The 15,329-nt window shown below is 70.3% G+C and carries 12 protein-coding genes; all 12 read left to right on the top strand.

From position 1 onward, the window contains the following. The first annotated feature begins 343 nt into the window (after positions 1-343). The 12 genes from ACOJUJ_RS21960 to ACOJUJ_RS21905 all read left to right on the top strand — a co-directional run bounded on the left by ACOJUJ_RS21960 (position 344) and on the right by ACOJUJ_RS21905 (position 15,325). Entirely contained in the window at positions 344-1,285 is a 942-nt protein-coding gene (locus tag ACOJUJ_RS21960; protein WP_420129058.1) for an ABC transporter ATP-binding protein, read from the top strand. Beyond that, on the top strand, positions 1,269-2,156 hold the full coding sequence (locus tag ACOJUJ_RS21955; RefSeq protein ID WP_420129057.1) for an ABC transporter permease: 888 nt from the start codon (positions 1,269-1,271) through the stop codon (positions 2,154-2,156). Before ACOJUJ_RS21960 ends, ACOJUJ_RS21955 begins: the two co-directional genes overlap by 17 nt. Beyond that, positions 2,153-3,118 carry an ABC transporter ATP-binding protein gene (locus ACOJUJ_RS21950; protein WP_420129056.1) on the top strand — a complete coding sequence of 322 codons (966 nt, stop codon included), beginning with the start codon at positions 2,153-2,155 and terminating at the stop codon, positions 3,116-3,118. Before ACOJUJ_RS21955 ends, ACOJUJ_RS21950 begins: the two co-directional genes overlap by 4 nt. Then, on the top strand, positions 3,115-3,864 hold the full coding sequence (locus ACOJUJ_RS21945; protein ID WP_420129055.1) for an ABC transporter permease: 750 nt from the start codon (positions 3,115-3,117) through the stop codon (positions 3,862-3,864). Before ACOJUJ_RS21950 ends, ACOJUJ_RS21945 begins: the two co-directional genes overlap by 4 nt. Before the next feature lie 698 nt (positions 3,865-4,562). Then, a complete protein-coding gene (locus ACOJUJ_RS21940; protein WP_420129054.1) occupies positions 4,563-5,057 on the top strand; it encodes a GbsR/MarR family transcriptional regulator in 495 nt (164 codons plus the stop codon). 75 nt (positions 5,058-5,132) lie between these two features. Further along, complete coding sequence (locus ACOJUJ_RS21935) at positions 5,133-5,780, top strand: TetR/AcrR family transcriptional regulator (RefSeq protein ID WP_420129053.1); 648 nt, start codon at positions 5,133-5,135, stop codon at positions 5,778-5,780. Between the two features lie 19 nt (positions 5,781-5,799). Then, positions 5,800-7,434, top strand: a complete 1,635-nt coding sequence (locus ACOJUJ_RS21930; RefSeq protein WP_420129052.1) for a TolC family protein — start codon at positions 5,800-5,802, stop codon at positions 7,432-7,434. Continuing rightward, on the top strand, positions 7,434-8,573 hold the full coding sequence (locus ACOJUJ_RS21925; protein ID WP_420129051.1) for an efflux RND transporter periplasmic adaptor subunit: 1,140 nt from the start codon (positions 7,434-7,436) through the stop codon (positions 8,571-8,573). The genes ACOJUJ_RS21930 and ACOJUJ_RS21925 overlap by 1 nt, the downstream gene beginning before the upstream one ends. A gap of 21 nt (positions 8,574-8,594) precedes the next feature. Further along, entirely contained in the window at positions 8,595-11,975 is a 3,381-nt protein-coding gene (locus tag ACOJUJ_RS21920; protein ID WP_420129050.1) for an efflux RND transporter permease subunit, read from the top strand. A 722-nt stretch (positions 11,976-12,697) separates the two neighbouring features. Continuing rightward, on the top strand, positions 12,698-13,561 hold the full coding sequence (locus ACOJUJ_RS21915) for an MlaE family ABC transporter permease (RefSeq protein ID WP_420129049.1): 864 nt from the start codon (positions 12,698-12,700) through the stop codon (positions 13,559-13,561). Positions 13,562-13,571: 10 nt separating this feature from the next. Beyond that, entirely contained in the window at positions 13,572-14,348 is a 777-nt protein-coding gene (locus tag ACOJUJ_RS21910; protein ID WP_420129048.1) for an ABC transporter ATP-binding protein, read from the top strand. Between the two features lie 68 nt (positions 14,349-14,416). Continuing rightward, on the top strand, positions 14,417-15,325 hold the full coding sequence (locus ACOJUJ_RS21905; RefSeq protein WP_420129047.1) for an MlaD family protein: 909 nt from the start codon (positions 14,417-14,419) through the stop codon (positions 15,323-15,325). Positions 15,326-15,329: the final 4 nt, after the last annotated feature.

Here is a 15,329-nt window from a genome sequence, read left to right as displayed (position 1 = left end):
TGCCGGCGGGCGGGGGCCGCGATTGCGCGGACGGTTCCGAGCCTTCATCCGCCTCTGGAGACCCGCTCAATGGGCCACGGCCGCATTCGCCTGACACCGCCGCATCAGCCATCGTGACTTCTTGGACCGGACTCAACTCTGCTAACTCTGCTAACTCTGCTAACTCTGCGTGAGACCCCATCTTTTGCCGTAGCCACCAGGCCCGAAGACCGCGCCGAAATCCTCGCACGTTCCCAGGCTGAAACTCCGGCGATACGTTTCCCGTTCACCCTCCCAGCCACCACCGCCGCAGCGAACCCCTCTCGCGCCGCGCGGCCACCTTCCCGCAACCCCCCAGCACCGGATGTCGCTGATTTCCGTACGCGACCTCACGCACGTCTATCCAGGCGGCGTGAAGGCGCTCCAGGGGCTCTCCCTGGAGCTGGAACCCGGCATCATCGGGTTCGTCGGCGCAAACGGCGCCGGCAAAAGCACGTTCATCAAGATCCTCCTGGGCCTCCTTACGCCCACCACGGGCGACGTGCGCGTCTTTGACCTGGACGCGCGCACCCAGAGCCTGCAGATCCGCCAGCGCGTGGGCTACATGCCCGAGCACGACTGCCTGCCGCCCGACATGACGGCCACGGACTTCGTCTCGCACATGGGCCGCCTTTCCGGCCTTCCCAAAGCCGCCGCCCGCGAGCGCACCGCCGAGATGCTGCGCCACGTGGGGCTGTACGAGGAGCGCTACCGCCAGATCGGCGGCTATTCCACCGGCATGAAGCAGCGCGTCAAGCTGGCCCAGTCGCTGGTGCACGATCCCCGGCTCCTGCTGCTGGACGAGCCCACCAACGGGCTTGACCCGGCCGGGCGCGAGGAGATGCTGGAGCTGGTGCGCCGCACGGGCAAGGAGTTCGGCATCGCGGTGATGGTGTGCAGCCACCTGCTGGGCGAGATCGAGCGGGTGAGCGATTTTCTCGTCGCCATCGACGCGGGCCGGCTGAAGAGCGCGGCGCCGCTGGGCAGCTTTACCGGCGAGCAGGCGCTGCTGGCGGTAGAGGTGGACGAGGGGAGCGACGAGCTGGTGGCCCGCCTGGCCGCGGCGGGGCTCACCGCGGCCGAAGACGGCGACCTGATCGTCATCCCCCTGCTGGACGAGCGGCCCTACGACATCGTCCGCGACGCCGCGGCCGACTTGGGGCTTTCGCTGGTGCGCATGGAGCGCCGCCGGCACACGCTGCAGGAGCTTTTCCGCGCCCCCGCGGGCGCCCACACCACGGAGGGAGCGCATGGCGCACGCGCTTGATGCCGCCGCCGGCACCATCTACGACATCGGCTACCGCAACTACGAGGGCGTCCGGCTGGGCCGCGGCTACGCCTTTCGCACCCTGTACGTCCACTCGCTGCGCAGCCTGTTTGGCCTGGGGCGCGGCGGAAAGGCGATGATGCTGCCCTTCGCGCTCTTCGCCGCCATGGTCTTTCCCGCCGTGGTCACCGTGGCGGTGGCGGGGATCAGCGGGGGGATGATCAAGAACATCATCGACTACCACGAGATCTTCATGTGGGACGCGATGATGCTGGCGCTGTTCTGCGCCGCGCAGGCGCCGGAGCTGGTGAGCCGCGACCAGTACAACCGCGTGCTGCCGCTGTACTTTAGCCGCGCGCTGCGCCAGCGCGACTACGCGGCGGCCAAGCTGCTGGCCATCTGGACCGCCGTGTTCCTGATCATGATCACCCCGCTGCTCATCATCCTGGCCGGGCGGCTGGGGCTGCCGGCGGACTTTGGCGCGGCGTTCAAGGAAGAATCGAAGAACTTCTTCGCCATTCTGGCCACGCCCGTGGTCTGCGCGCTGCTGTTCGGCACGCTGTCGGTGTCGCTCGCCTCGTACATGCCGCGGCGGGGGCTGGCCAGCGCGCTGGTGCTGGGTGTGTTTCTGCTCACGGCGCCGCTGGTGGCCATCCTCATGGAAACCGTGCAGGCCAACTGGAGCGTGCTGCTGAACCCGGTGCTGGTGGGCAACGGCGCCATCTACGACCTGTTCAACCAGCGGCACGAGCGCGGCAGTCCGCTGCGCCAGGCAGACCTGGGGCCGGAAGTCTACTACGCAGTCGTGGCGGCGTACGGGCTGGTGTTCGCGCTGCTCCTGCTCAACCGCTACCGGAAGATCAGCACATGAGCGTCCAGACGCTGGAGCCGCCCGTGGCGCCCCCGGCCGCCCCGCGCGCCACGGCCGCCGTGGAGCTGCGCAACGTGTCGCACTGGTACGGCAACGTGGTGGCGGTGAACGACGTGTCCTTCTCCCTGGGCCCCGGCATCACGGGGCTGCTGGGACCCAACGGGGCGGGAAAGAGCACGCTGCTGCACATGCTGGCCGGTTTTCTGGCTCCCTCCGCGGGGCAGGTGCTGGTGGACGGGCAGCCCGCGTGGAAAAACCCGCGGATGTACCGCTCGCTGGGCCTGGTTCCCGAGCGCGAGGCCGTCTACCCGTTCCTGACCGGCTACGAGTTCGCGCTGATGAACGCGCGGCTGCACGGGCTGCCGGACCCCGAACGCGCGGCGGAGCAGGCCATCGACATCGTTGACCTGCGCGCCGCCATGCACCGCAAGATCGGGGGATACAGCAAGGGAATGCGGCAGCGCGCCAAGATCGCCGGCGCGCTGGTGCACCAGCCCCGCATCGTGCTGCTGGACGAGCCGTTCAACGGGATGGACCCCGGCCAGCGCATGCACATGATGGAGCTGCTGCGCGGCCTGGCGGACCAGGGCAAGACCATCCTGATCTCCACCCACATCCTTGAAGAGCTGCACCACCTGGCCAACAACGTCCTGGTGGTGGTGGCGGGGCGGCTGGCCGCATCCGGCCACTTTCGCGAGATCCGGCGGCTGATGACGGACCGGCCGCACACCTTTACCCTCCGCTCCAGCGACGACCGCAAGCTGGCGTCGGTGCTGATGGCCAACGCGTCGGTCAAGGGGGTGGAGCTGGGGGAGCACGGCATCACGCTGCACACGGGCGAGCGCGGCGGCTTTGCGCAGTACCTGCCGCGGGCCGCGCGCGACGCCGGCATCACCCTGTACGAGGTGCGCCCCACGGACGAATCGCTGGAAAGCGTGTTCTCTTACCTGGTGAAGCGATGAGACACTCGGTCGAACTGACGCTGGCGCGGCTGGCCCTGCGGCAGCTGGCGGGAAACCGGCGCGTGCTGTGGGTGGTGCTGTTCGCGTTCCTTCCGGTGCTGCTCGCGCTGCTGATGCAGACGGAGACAGGAAACGACGCCAGGGAAATCCTGGAAGACGCCGCCGATCTGTTCAAGGGGCTTACGGTCTCGGTGCTGCTGCCCATCGTGGCGCTGGTGGTGGGCACCAGCGTCTTTGGCGCGGAGGTGGATGACGGCACCATCACCTACGTCCTGGGCAAGCCGGTGCCGCGCTGGCGCATCGTCCTTACCCGCGTGGTCGTGGCCGGGCTGCTGACGGCGGCGGTGCTGGTGCCCTCAACCCTGCTGTCGATGATCATCGCCCTGCGCGGGACGGCTGCGCCCGGCACGGCGGCGGGGTTCACGGCGGCGGTGGCCGCGGGGAGCTTTTTCTACTGCGCGCTGTTCGTGGGGTTCAGCCTCACCACGCGGCGGGCGCTGGTGGCGGGGCTGGCGTACGTGGTGATCTGGGAAGGGCTGCTGAGCAACACCTTTGGCGGCAGCCGCGCCCTCAGCATCCGCCAGTACACCCTCTCCATCGCCGACGGCCTGGCGAGCGTGCCCGGCAACGACCTTTCGCAGCTGGGCCTTACGACGGCGCTCGCGATGGCCGCGGCGGTCACCGTGCTGGTCACCGCGTACTCCATCCACCGACTGCGCCGCTTCGAGATCGGCGAGGCGGCGTAGGGGTGAACGGGTGTGAGGGTGTGAGGGTGTGAGGGTGTGAGGGTGTGAGGGTGTGAGGGTGAACGGGTGAACGGGTGGCGTAGGACGTCGCCGTGATCGGCGGGGAATCGCGCACTGTGCCCACCCACGGGTTGAAGACCGCGGCTAACAAGGCTATAAGCCCCGTCTCAGCGACGCTCACGCGTCACCGAACGGGGCTTCACCTTCTCCCGCAGGCCACGCCCGGCGCGCGTTGTCCGGTTGCGGACGCGCAAGCGCCTGGAACGCCGCACACCGCCGGGCCGCCGAGTCCGCGCAGGCGGACTTTGTGTAGTTGTTGCCGCGAATTTATTCGCCCTGGCTGGGCGAACGGCACGTGGTCGGCTCAGGTCGCGATGACCCTCCTTCCCGCAAGGCCGGCGGGCACGAGGCCGGAACCGCAGCATGCCTTCATTCTTTGGGATTTCGTGTCACGCACGGAAGGCGTAGGTCACCTGACCCATGCTCGTCCGCCGTCACCGTGGCATCTTGAGCGCAGCCCGGAGGGGGGCGAACACCGGTTGGGTGGGCGATGGCGTGCGGAGGATCGGACGCCATCCCCACCCAACAAGTGTTTTCATAACGTTCAGTATTGACTGAACGATCCGAACGTATTATCCTGCGCCAGCCATGCGGCAGGACGACGCCTCCGCGGCACAACGGTCACCCCGAGACACACGATGCACGAGGCGGTGCAGCAGCTGGTGGAGCAGATGGCGCTCATCTGCGAAAAGGAGGGGATGCCCCGCATTGGCGGGCGCATCTTCGGCTACCTGCTGGCCACGGACCAGACGTTCTCTCTGGAAGACCTGGCCGAGCAGCTGCAGGCCAGCAAGGCCTCCGTAAGCACCAACGCGCGAATGCTGGAGCAGTTCGGGATGATCCGCCGGGTGAGCGTGCTGGGCGACCGGCGCGACTTTTACCGCGTGCAGGACGACCCGTGGGAGCAGATGCTGCGCGTGGCGCAGGGGCGCTGGCGCGAGATGGTGAACGTCTTCAACGAGGCGGCCCAGCGGCTGCCCGAGCCCGCCGGCCGCACCCGCGTGGACGAGGCGGCGCGCTTTCACACCCTGCTCATCCGCGAGTGCGACGAGCTGATCGAGCACTGGAACGCCCTGCGGCGCCAGGAACAGGCGCAGTCGGGCGAACCGCTGCGGCGCGCATCGGGCGCGTAGCCGGGGACGTAACGGTTTCGCGAGGATGTAAGCAACCACTTGCATGCACCGATGTTTCCGCCTAGCTTGGCCGGCATGGAAGTACGCGAACGACTGCTGCACGCCGCCAGGCGCGTGTTCGAAGAGGCGGGGTCCCGCGGGGCCACCACCCGCCGGATCGCGACCGAAGCGGGCGTGAACGAGATCACGCTGTTCCGGCACTTTGGCAGCAAGGCCGCCCTCATTGGCGAGGCGCTGGCGGCCGCCAGCCGCGAACCCGTGCGCACCGGCCTGCCCGCCGAGCCGCGGGACCCCGAGGCGGAGCTGATGGCGTGGAGCCACGCCGGCTACGCGCACCTGCGGCTTCACGCCGCCATGATCCGCACCACCCTGGGCGAGCTGGCCGAAGCCCCGGACGCGGCGCGGTGTGTTGCGGGGCCGCCTGTGCAGGTGCACACGGAGCTGCTTCAGTACCTGCAGCGCCTGCGGGAGCGGGGGATGGCGGACGGGGAGTGGGACGCCGACGCCGCCGCCAACCTGCTGATGGGGTCGCTGTTCGCCGACGCAATTGCCCGCGACGCGGTGCCGGAGAAGTACCCGTACCCCGAGGCCGAGGCGCCCGGGCGGTACGTACGGATGTTCCTGCGGGCGATCGGCGCGGTGCCGGCGCCCGCGGCGGGGCCGGAGGCGGCGGACGCCGCGCCGGCCGGTGGTACCGAGCGAGTTGGACCGAACCTCTCCTGACGGGGACGCAGAGACCGATATGTCCACCACCCACTGGCCCGGCCGCTTGCTGCGCGGCGCCGTCTTCGCGGCGGCGCTGGCGTACGCGGCGCCCGCGGCCGCGCAGGGCGCGCCTGCATCCGCGCCGCGCCCGCTCACCCTCGAAGAAGCGCTGCGCCTGGCCGAGGACGCCAGCGAGCCCGTGCAGATTGCCCGCGCGGGGCTCACCCGCAGCCGCGGGCAGCTGGTGCAGGCCCGCAGCGCGCGCCTGCCGCAGCTCAACGGCACCCTTTCCTACTCCCGCGCCCTGGCCTCGCAGTTCGAAGGGCTGGGCGGCGGCGCCGAACCCGACACCACCGCGCCCCCACCCCCGGTCAACTGCGGCCGTTACGTTCCCAACCCCGCGCTTCCGCTCGAGCAGCGCGTGGACTCGCTGGAGCACGCCCTGGACTGCACCGCCAACGGCGGCGGCAGCCCGTTCGCGGGCTTCGGCGACCTGGGCTTTGGCAGCGAGAACACCTGGCAGCTGGGGCTGAGCCTTTCGCAGCCGCTGTTCAGCCCGCGCATCGGCGCGCAGAACCGCATCGCCGAGGCGGGGCGCACCCGGGCCGAGATCGAGCTGAACACCCAGCGCGCCCAGCTGGCCCTGGACGTGACCCAGGCGTACTACGACGCCGCGCTGGCCGACCGCCTGGTGGGCATCGCCGAGGCCACCTTCGCCCAGGCCGACACCACGCTGGCGCAGGTGCGGCTGGCGGAGCAGGTGGGAAACCAGCCGGAGTTCGACGTGCTTCGCGCGCAGGTGCAGCGCGACAACCTGCTGCCGCAGGTCATCCAGCGCCGCGCGGACCGCGACCTGGCCTACACCCGGCTGCGGCTGCTGCTGGACATGCCCGCCGACGTGCCGCTGGCCCTGACCACCTCGCTGGAGGAGACGCGCGCCGTTCCCGTCGCCCGCTTCGCCGCCGACGAGGGGCTGCTGGGCGACACGAGCGTGGTCAACCGGGCGGCGGTGCAGCAGGCGGCCACGCTGGTGACGGTGCAGCAGAACTCGCTGACCATCGCCCGCGCGCAGCGGCTGCCCACGGTGAGCCTGGTGTCCCAGTACGGACGTGTGGCGTACCCGGGCGGGCTGCTTCCCCAGTGGGACCAGTTCCGCACCAACTGGACGGTGGGGGCGCAGCTGTCCGTTCCCATCTTTACCGGCGGGCGAATCCGCGGCGACGAGCTGGTGGCCGAGGCCGACCTGGTCGAGGCGCAGGCCCGCCTGCGGCAGACGCAGGACGCCGCCTCGCTGGACACGCGGACGGCGCTGGAGCGGCTGGAGCAGGCGCGTGCGCAGCTGCAGGCCAGCCAGGGCGTGGTGGAGCAGGCCGCGCGGGCGTACGGCATCGCCCAGGTGCGGTACCGGGAGGGGCTCAGCACGCAGGTGGAGCTGGCGGATTCGCGCATCCTCCTGCAGCAGGCGCAGGCCAACCGCGCGGTGGCCGCCCGCGACGTGCAGATCGCGCAGGCGCGGGTGGCGCTGCTTCCCTACCTGCCTCTGGGCCAGGGCGGGGCACAGGGCGGCGCCACGCAGCAGATGCAGCAGCAACCTCAACAGCAGCAGCAGCCCCGGCAGCAGCAGGCTCCGGCGGCGGACCAGGCTTCGGCGTTCACCTCGGGGGGTGAGTGATGGCGATCAAGATCAGGAACGTGGGGGCGATCGTCCTCGCGGTGGCGCTGGCGGGGTGCGGCGACGGGCAGGCGGCGGAGGGCGAGCAGGCCAAGCGCGACGAATCCGTGGTCATCGGCCCGGAGAACGTGTACGTGGCGGTGATGGAGGAGATCTCCAGCGGCCCGTCCATCTCCGGCAGCCTGGCCGCGGAGCGCGAAGCGCGGGTGAACGCCGAGGCCGGCGGGGTGGTGACGGCGGTGATGGCCGAGAAGGGGCAGCCGGTGCGCGCGGGCCAGGTTCTCGCCCGCATCGACGACGCGGCGCTGCAGAGCCAGGTGATCTCGGCCCAGTCGGCCGTGCGCTCCGGCGAGCAGGCGGTGCAGCTGGCCGCGCGCAACGTGGAGCGCAACCAGACGCTCGAGGCGGCCGGCGCCGTGGCCACGCGCGACCTGGAGACGGCGCGCAACCAGCTGGCCGCCGCGCAGGCGCAGCTGGCCGGCGCCCGGGCGCAGCTGGCCAACGCGCGCGAGCAGCAGAGCAAGACCACCGTCAACGCGCCCATCAGCGGCATCGTGAGCGACCGCCCGGTGAGCGCCGGCTCCGTCGTGGGGCTGGGGGCGCCGATGTTCGTGATCGTCGACCCCGGCAGCATGCAGATGGAGGGGAGCGTTCCCGCGGGTGACCTGGGCGCGGTGCGCCTGGGGGCGCCGGTGCGCTTTACCGTCACCGGCTACCCGGGGCAGACCTTTACCGGCACCGTGGCGCGCATCAACCCCGCGGCCGACCCCGTTACCCGGCAGGTGCCGGTGACCGTCTCCATTCCCAACGCGCAGGGGGCGCTGGTCTCCGGCCTCTTTGCCGAGGGCCGCGTGCAGGCCGCGGCGCGGCAGGGGATCGTCGTCCCGGCGTCGGCGGTGGACGAGCGGGGGGTGCAGCCGGCGGTGGTGCGCGTGACCGGCGGCAAGGCCGAGCGCGTGGCGGTCACGCTGGGCGTCCGCGACCCGGAAACCGACCGGGTAGAGATCACCTCCGGCATCAACGCCGGCGACACGCTGCTCATCGGCGCCGCCATCGGCACCACGCCGGGCACCCCGGTGAGCATCCGCGGCGCGGCCGCCGCGCCGGCGCCCGCGGCACCGGCTTCGGCCGCACCCTGACCCTGAACGGAGACCCGGACGATGTTCATCTCCGATTTTGCGATCAAGCGGCCCGTGGTCACCACGGTGACCATGCTGGCCCTGGTCGTCTTTGGCCTGTTTGCCCTGTTCAGTCTGGACACGGACGAGTTTCCGGAGGTGGAGGCGCCCTTCATCTTCATCTCCGTCCCCTATCCCGGCGCCTCGCCCGACATCGTGGAGCGCGAGGTCGTGGACCCCATCGAGGAGGCGGTGGCGGGGATCAGCGGCGTGGACCAGATCCAGAGCCAGGCGCTGGACGGATTTGCCTCCATCCAGGTGATCTTCGTCTACGGCATCGACCCCAAGGCGGCGGCGCAGGACATCCGCGACGCCGTAAGCCAGATCCGCGGCGACCTGCCGCAGGAGATGGAGGAGCCGATCCTGGCCCGGTTCGATCCCAACGACCAGCCCATCGTCTCACTCTCCCTGGCCAGCAGCACGCTCACGCCGGCGGAGCTGACGCGCATCGCGGACCCGGGCATTACCCGCGAGCTGCGTGGCGTCCCCGGCGTGGCCGAGGTGCAGGTAGCCGGCGGGGTGGAGCGCGAGCTGAGCGTGGAGGTGGATCCCTCCCGGCTGCAGGCGGCCGGGCTTTCCATCCCCCAGGTGGTGGCGGCGCTGCAGACGCAGAACCTGGCCGTGCCGGTGGGCCGGCTGAACTCGCAGCTGGAGGAGCGGACCATACGCCTGCGCGGCCGGCTGGTTTCGCCCGCGGAGTTCTCGCAGCTGGTCGTCGCGGCGCCCAACGGGGTGCCGGTGCGGCTGGCGGAGGTGGCCACGGTCCGTGACGGCACCGAGGAGCCGCGCTCGCTGGCGCTGTTCAACGGCCAGCCGGCGGTGGGCATCGACCTGGTCAAGGCGCAGGGCTACTCCACGACCTCCGTGGCCGAGGTGGTGATCGAGCGGGTGGCGGAGATCCAGAAGACGCTGCCCGCCGGGGCCAAGCTCACCGTCGTCCGCAACTCCGGCGAGCGGGTGGAGAACTCCGTCGCCAACGTGGAAGAAACGCTGGTGGTGGGCGCCCTGCTGACGGTGCTGGTGGTGTTCATGTTCCTGAACAGCTGGCGCTCGACGGTCATCACCGGCCTGGCGCTGCCGGTGTCGGTGCTGGCCAGCTTCGTCGCGGTGCTGGCGTTCGGGTTTACGCTCAACACCATGTCGCTGCTGGGCCTGTCGCTGGCCATCGGCATTCTGATCGACGACGCCATCGTGGTGCGCGAGAACATCGTGCGGCACGTGGAGATGGGGAAGGACCACTATCGGGCGGCGAGGGAAGGGACGGACGAGATCGGCCTGGCGGTGGCCGCGACCACGTTCTCCATCGTCTGCGTCTTCGTCCCCATCGCCTTCATGGGCGGGCTGGCGGAGCAGTGGTTCGCGCCGTTCGCGCTGACCATCGCCTGCTCGGTGCTGGTGTCGCTGTTCGTCTCGTTCTCGCTCGATCCCATGCTGTCCGCCTACTGGCCGGACCCGCACCGCGAGGAGCACGAGAAAGCCTGGATCACCCGGCAGCTGGACAAGTTCAACCGCTGGTTCGACCGCCGGGCCGACGACTACCGCCACGTGATCGCGTGGGCGCTGGACCATGCGCTGGCCATGGTGTTGATCGCCATCGGCTCCTTCGTGGGCGCGCTGGTGATCCCGGCCAAGGGGATCTTTGCGTTCCTGGCGGTGATGGTGGTGATCACCGCGGCGGTGCTGGCGCTCACCTTCTTCCGCTTTCCCCGCGGCTTTCGTGGCGTGGGGATGAAGGGCGGCATCGCGGTGGGCACCCTGGTGCTGATGTTCGTGGCCATCGGGGCGGCGCCGGCGGGGGGCAAGCTGGGGTTCGAGTTCTTTCCCAAGGACGACAACTCCGAGATCCTGGTGGACATCGACACGCCGCCGGGAAGCAGCCTGGAGTACACGCGCCTCAAGAGCGAAGAGGTGGCGTCGATGGCGCGGCGCATCCCCGAGGTGCTGTACACCTACACCACCATCGGCGCGCAGGGCGGCGCGGTGGACCAGGGGAACGTCTACGTGCGCCTGAAGCCCAAGGCCGAGCGCGACAAGGGGCAGGAAGAGATCGCGGCCGGGCTGCGCGAGCAGGCCAAGCGCATCGGCGGCGCCACGGCTGCGCTGGGCACGGGCAACTTTGGCGGCACCAAGCAGATCATGATCCAGCTGCAGGGGCCCGACATCGCCGTTCTCAACCAGCTGGCGGAGCAGGTAGAGGCCCAGGTGCGGCAGGTGCCCGGCGCGGTGGACGTTTCCCTGTCCACCAAGGGGCAGAAGCCGGAGCTGACGGTGGAGCTGAACCGCGGCCTGGCGGGCTCGCTGGGCGTGACGGCGGCGCAGGTGGCGCAGGCCATGCGGCCGGCGTTCGCGGGGATCGACGTGGGCGACTGGGTGGACCCGTCGGGCGAGACGCGCGACGTGTACGTGCGATTCAACCCCGAGGCGCGGTCGCGCACGGCCGACCTGGCGCGGGTGCCGCTGGTGCTTCCGGGGGCCGGCGGACAGGCGACCACGCTGCCGCTGGGGCAGGTGGCCACGATTACCCGCGAGCTGGGCCCGGCGCAGATCAACCACCTGGACCGCGAGCGGGTGATCAACGTCGAGGCCAACACGCAGGACCGCCCGCTCAGCGAGGTGGTGGGCGACATCACCACGCGCATCCAGTCGGTGCGCATGCCGGTGGGCTACCAGCTCACCTTTGGCGGCGACACCGAGGACCAGACGGAGGTGTTCGGGCGCATCATGTTCGCCCTGCTGGTGGCGGTGATGCTGATGTACCTGATCCTGGTGGTGCAGTTCGGCAGCTTTCTGGACCCGCTGGCCATCCTGCTTTCCCTGCCGCTGTCGCTGATCGGCGTGGTGCTGGGGCTGTGGATCGCGGGAAGCACGCTGAACCTGATGAGCATGATCGGCATCATCATGCTGATGGGGATCGTGGCCAAGAACGCCATTCTGCTGATCGACTTTGCCAAGTGGGCCAAGGAGAGCGGCAAGAGCACCCGCGACGCGCTGATCGAGGCGGGCGCCATCCGGCTGCGGCCCATTCTGATGACTACCTTTGCGCTGATCGCGGGCATGCTTCCCGTGGCGCTGGGCAGCGGCGAGGGCGCGCAGTTCCGCGCCCCCATGGGCATCGCCATCATCGGGGGCGTGGCGACCAGCACGCTGCTGACGCTGCTGGTGATCCCCACCGTGTGGGAGCTGCTGGACGAGATGCGCGAAAGCTTTCTGCGCCGCTTTCGCGGCAAGCGGGGGGACGGGGGCCACGGCGGCGGCCACGGTGGCCACGACGTGACGGTGCCGCACGAGCCGCGCATGCGGCACGAGCCGGAGCCCGCGCTGCGGATGGACGCGGGGCAGAACCCGTCGCCGGGGCTGGCGTAGGGCGACCCCCGGCGCCCCCTCCGCTCGCTCAGGCTCGCACCTCCCCCAAAAAAAGACTGGGAGAGGTTGGGGTGGGGCAGGAATTGGGGCGCTTCTGACGGGTCCGCGCAGGCCCCCTCCGGGCCGGCACCACCGGCCCACCTCCCCCGAAACTGCCGGGGGAGGTTGATGTGGACAGGGTGGGCGCGAGGGCAGCGCCCCCTCCGCTCGCTTAGGCTCGCACCTCCCCCAAAAAAACCCTGGGGGAGGTTGGGTGTGAGGCAGGCGGCGGTGAGCTCCGGATGGAGTGCGACGCACCTTGTCGAAGCGGGATCGATGTTCTCCCCTTTCTCCCGCGACAGCGGGGGAGAGGGGCTGGGGGAGAGGGGGCCTCTCGGGCGCCAGTTCGATGCTCGTCGACGAGCCTCCGAACCGTCGGCCCGCGGACGACGTAGCTCGACCCGTCCGAAGGGGGATCGAAGTTCTCCCCTCTCCGTGAGGAACGAACGGGGAGGGGCCGGGGGAGGGGTACCGTCGGGCGCAGTTGGACGCAGGGCGTCTCGCCTGCTACCTTGCACTACGTCCTTCCCCGCACGGCATTTGCGCGGGCGGAACGGGCCCGGGTCCCGCGCTGGACGTAGAACGGAGTTGACGGAGCGGTGTATGAGCGCGGCTGCTGAGGAGGTGCGGCCGCGACCGGAATCCGGGGAACCGGGCCGGCGCTTTTCTACTTTGGGATGGTGATGCAGAGCACGCGCGAACCGGCGTCCATCGCCGGGGCCGAGACCGCCGCCGAGAAGTACCTGCCGCCCCCGCCCCGGCGCGCGCCGTGGCCGGAGCGCCGTCTGGCCATCCTGGGCCGCGGCGCCGAGCGGTTCTTCGAGCACGCCGGCGGCATGGCCACGCTGCTGTGGCGCACGGTCGTGTACCTGTTCTCCGGCCGCATTCCGCTGCGCGAAGTCGTCAACCAGATGTACTGGATGGGCGTGGGCTCCATCCCCATCGTGCTGGTGACCGGCACGCTGGCGGGGATCGTGACCTCGCAGCAGGGCGGCTACCAGTTCACCAGCGGCGTTCCCCTGTACATCCTGGGAAGCGTGGTCACCAGCTCCATCATCCTGGAGCTGGGCCCCGTGATGACGGCGGTGGTGCTCATCGGCCGGGTGGGTGCGCGCATCACGGCCGAGCTGGGGACCATGAAGGTGTCGGAGCAGATCGACGCCCTGGAATCGCTGGGCCGCGACCCGGTGCGAACGCTGGTGGCGCCCCGCATCATCGCCGGGGTGATCGCCGTGCCGCTGCTGGCGGGGATGGCCGACGCGGTGGGCGTATTCTCGGGGATGCTGGCGGCGCAGGCCACGGCGGGGCTGGGCTACCGCTCGTTCCTGTACGGCGCGCAGCTGTTCTGGCACAACTGGGACATGTTCTACTCGCTGTCCAAGGCGACGGCCTTTGGCCTGGTGATCCCGCTGGTGGCCAGCCACATGGGCCTGGCCACGCGCGGCGGCGCCGAGGGCGTGGGCCGGTACACCACCAGCGCGGTGGTCACCATGACGCTGGCGGTGCTCATCCTGGACGCGCTCTTCCCCCCGCTGCTGCTGAACTGAGGAGGTGGGGATGAGCGGCGAGCCCATGGTGGAGTACCGGGACGTCTACAAGGCGTTCGACCACCCCGTCCTGGCGGGGGTGCAGCTTTCCATCGCCCGTGGCGAGACCATCTCGGTGGTGGGCCACTCGGGGACGGGAAAGAGCGTCCTGCTCAAGACGACCATCGGCCTGATTCAGCCCGACCAGGGCGACATCGTGGTGGACGGGGACTCGGTGGCGCGGGCGCACCGGCGGACGCTGGCCCGCATTCGCCGCAAGGTGGGATACGTGTTCCAGAACGCCGCGCTGTTCGACAGCATGTCGGTGTTCGAAAACGTGGCACAGGGGCTTTCGGACGAGGAGCAGCGCGAGCTGGGCGACCGGCGGCTGATGGCCGAGGTGAGCTCGGCGCTGGAGCACGTGAACCTGGACCCGGCCAAGGTGCTGGCCAAGCTGCCGTCGGAGCTTTCGGGCGGCATGCGCAAGCGGGTGGGGATCGCGCGGGCTATCGTGGGAAAGCCCGAGATCCTGCTGTACGACGAGCCGGTGACGGGGCTGGACCCCGTGAACGGCACCGTGGTGCACCGGCTGATCGCCCAGCTGGCGGAGGAGATGGGCGTCACCTCCATCATCGTGACGCACGACATCGAGGGGACGCTCCCCATCTCGGACCGGGTGGCCATGCTGGACCACGGGCGCGTGCGCTTCGTGGGCACGGCCGACGAGTTCCGGGACAGCGACGACGCGCTGGTGCGCGCCTTTCTGGAGCGCGACGTTCCCGATAGTGATATGGTAGAGACGCAATGATCCAGCGCGCAGACGGCTCGGCGCCCGCGGCGCCGCGCAAACGACTTTCAACCGAGGACCTTCGGAACATGGCCCCCATCCGTCAGCCCCGCCGCGAAGTTTCCGTGGGCCTGTTCGTGGTGATCGGGCTGCTGGCGGTGCTGGTGGCGCTGTTCGCCCTGACCGACCCCGGCACCTTCCGCGGACGCTACCACATCTCCACCATCGTCCAGTCCGCGGGGGGCATCCGCAAGGGCGACCCGGTGCAGCTCAAGGGCGTCAACATCGGCCGCATCCGCGACTTCACCATCACCCCCACCGGGGTGAGGATCAGCATGGAGCTGGAGTCGGAGTACCCGGTGCCGGCCGACTCGCGCATCTCCATCGTCTCCGGCGGCCTGCTGCAGAGCATGGTGGCCGAGGTGGTGCCCGGCGACAGCCCGCAGCGCGTGCAGGACGGCGCCGTGCTTCCCAGCACCGAGGCCACCACGCTCACCCAGACGGCCGAGCAGCTGGCCGAGTCTGCCCAGACGCTGGGCGCCGACGCAGACACCGTGCTCCTGCGCGCGCAGGAGCTGCTTTCGCGCGACAACATTGGCGCGGTGGGGGCCAGCGCGCAGCAGATGCAGGAGCTGCTGGTGGCGCTCACCGGCCTGGCCGCCGAGCAGCGGCAGCAGCTGAACGCGCTCACCGCCAGCCTTACCCGCTCCGCCCAGGGGATCGAGGGCGCGGCCACGCAGCCGGGGCTGGCGCGCGCCCTGGCCCGCACCGACAGCATGAGCCTGCGCCTGGACGCGGCCACGGCGTCGCTGCAGCAGGCCAGCACCAGCATGGCCTCGCTGGTCGGCCGCATCGAGAGCGGCCAGGGCACGCTGGGCAAGCTGCTGGCCGACGACGCGCTCTACAACAACATGAACAACGCCGTCACCGGGCTGAACCAGCTGACCACGGACATTCGGCAGAATCCGCGGCGGTATATCAACGTCAGCGTGTTCTGAGGCG

The sequence above is a fragment of the Longimicrobium sp. genome, from assembly GCF_048594345.1.
Taxonomy (GTDB): Bacteria; Gemmatimonadota; Gemmatimonadetes; order Longimicrobiales; family Longimicrobiaceae; genus Longimicrobium.
Note: the sequence above shows the minus strand (reverse complement) of the source record. Positions and strands in the feature narration are given on the sequence as shown.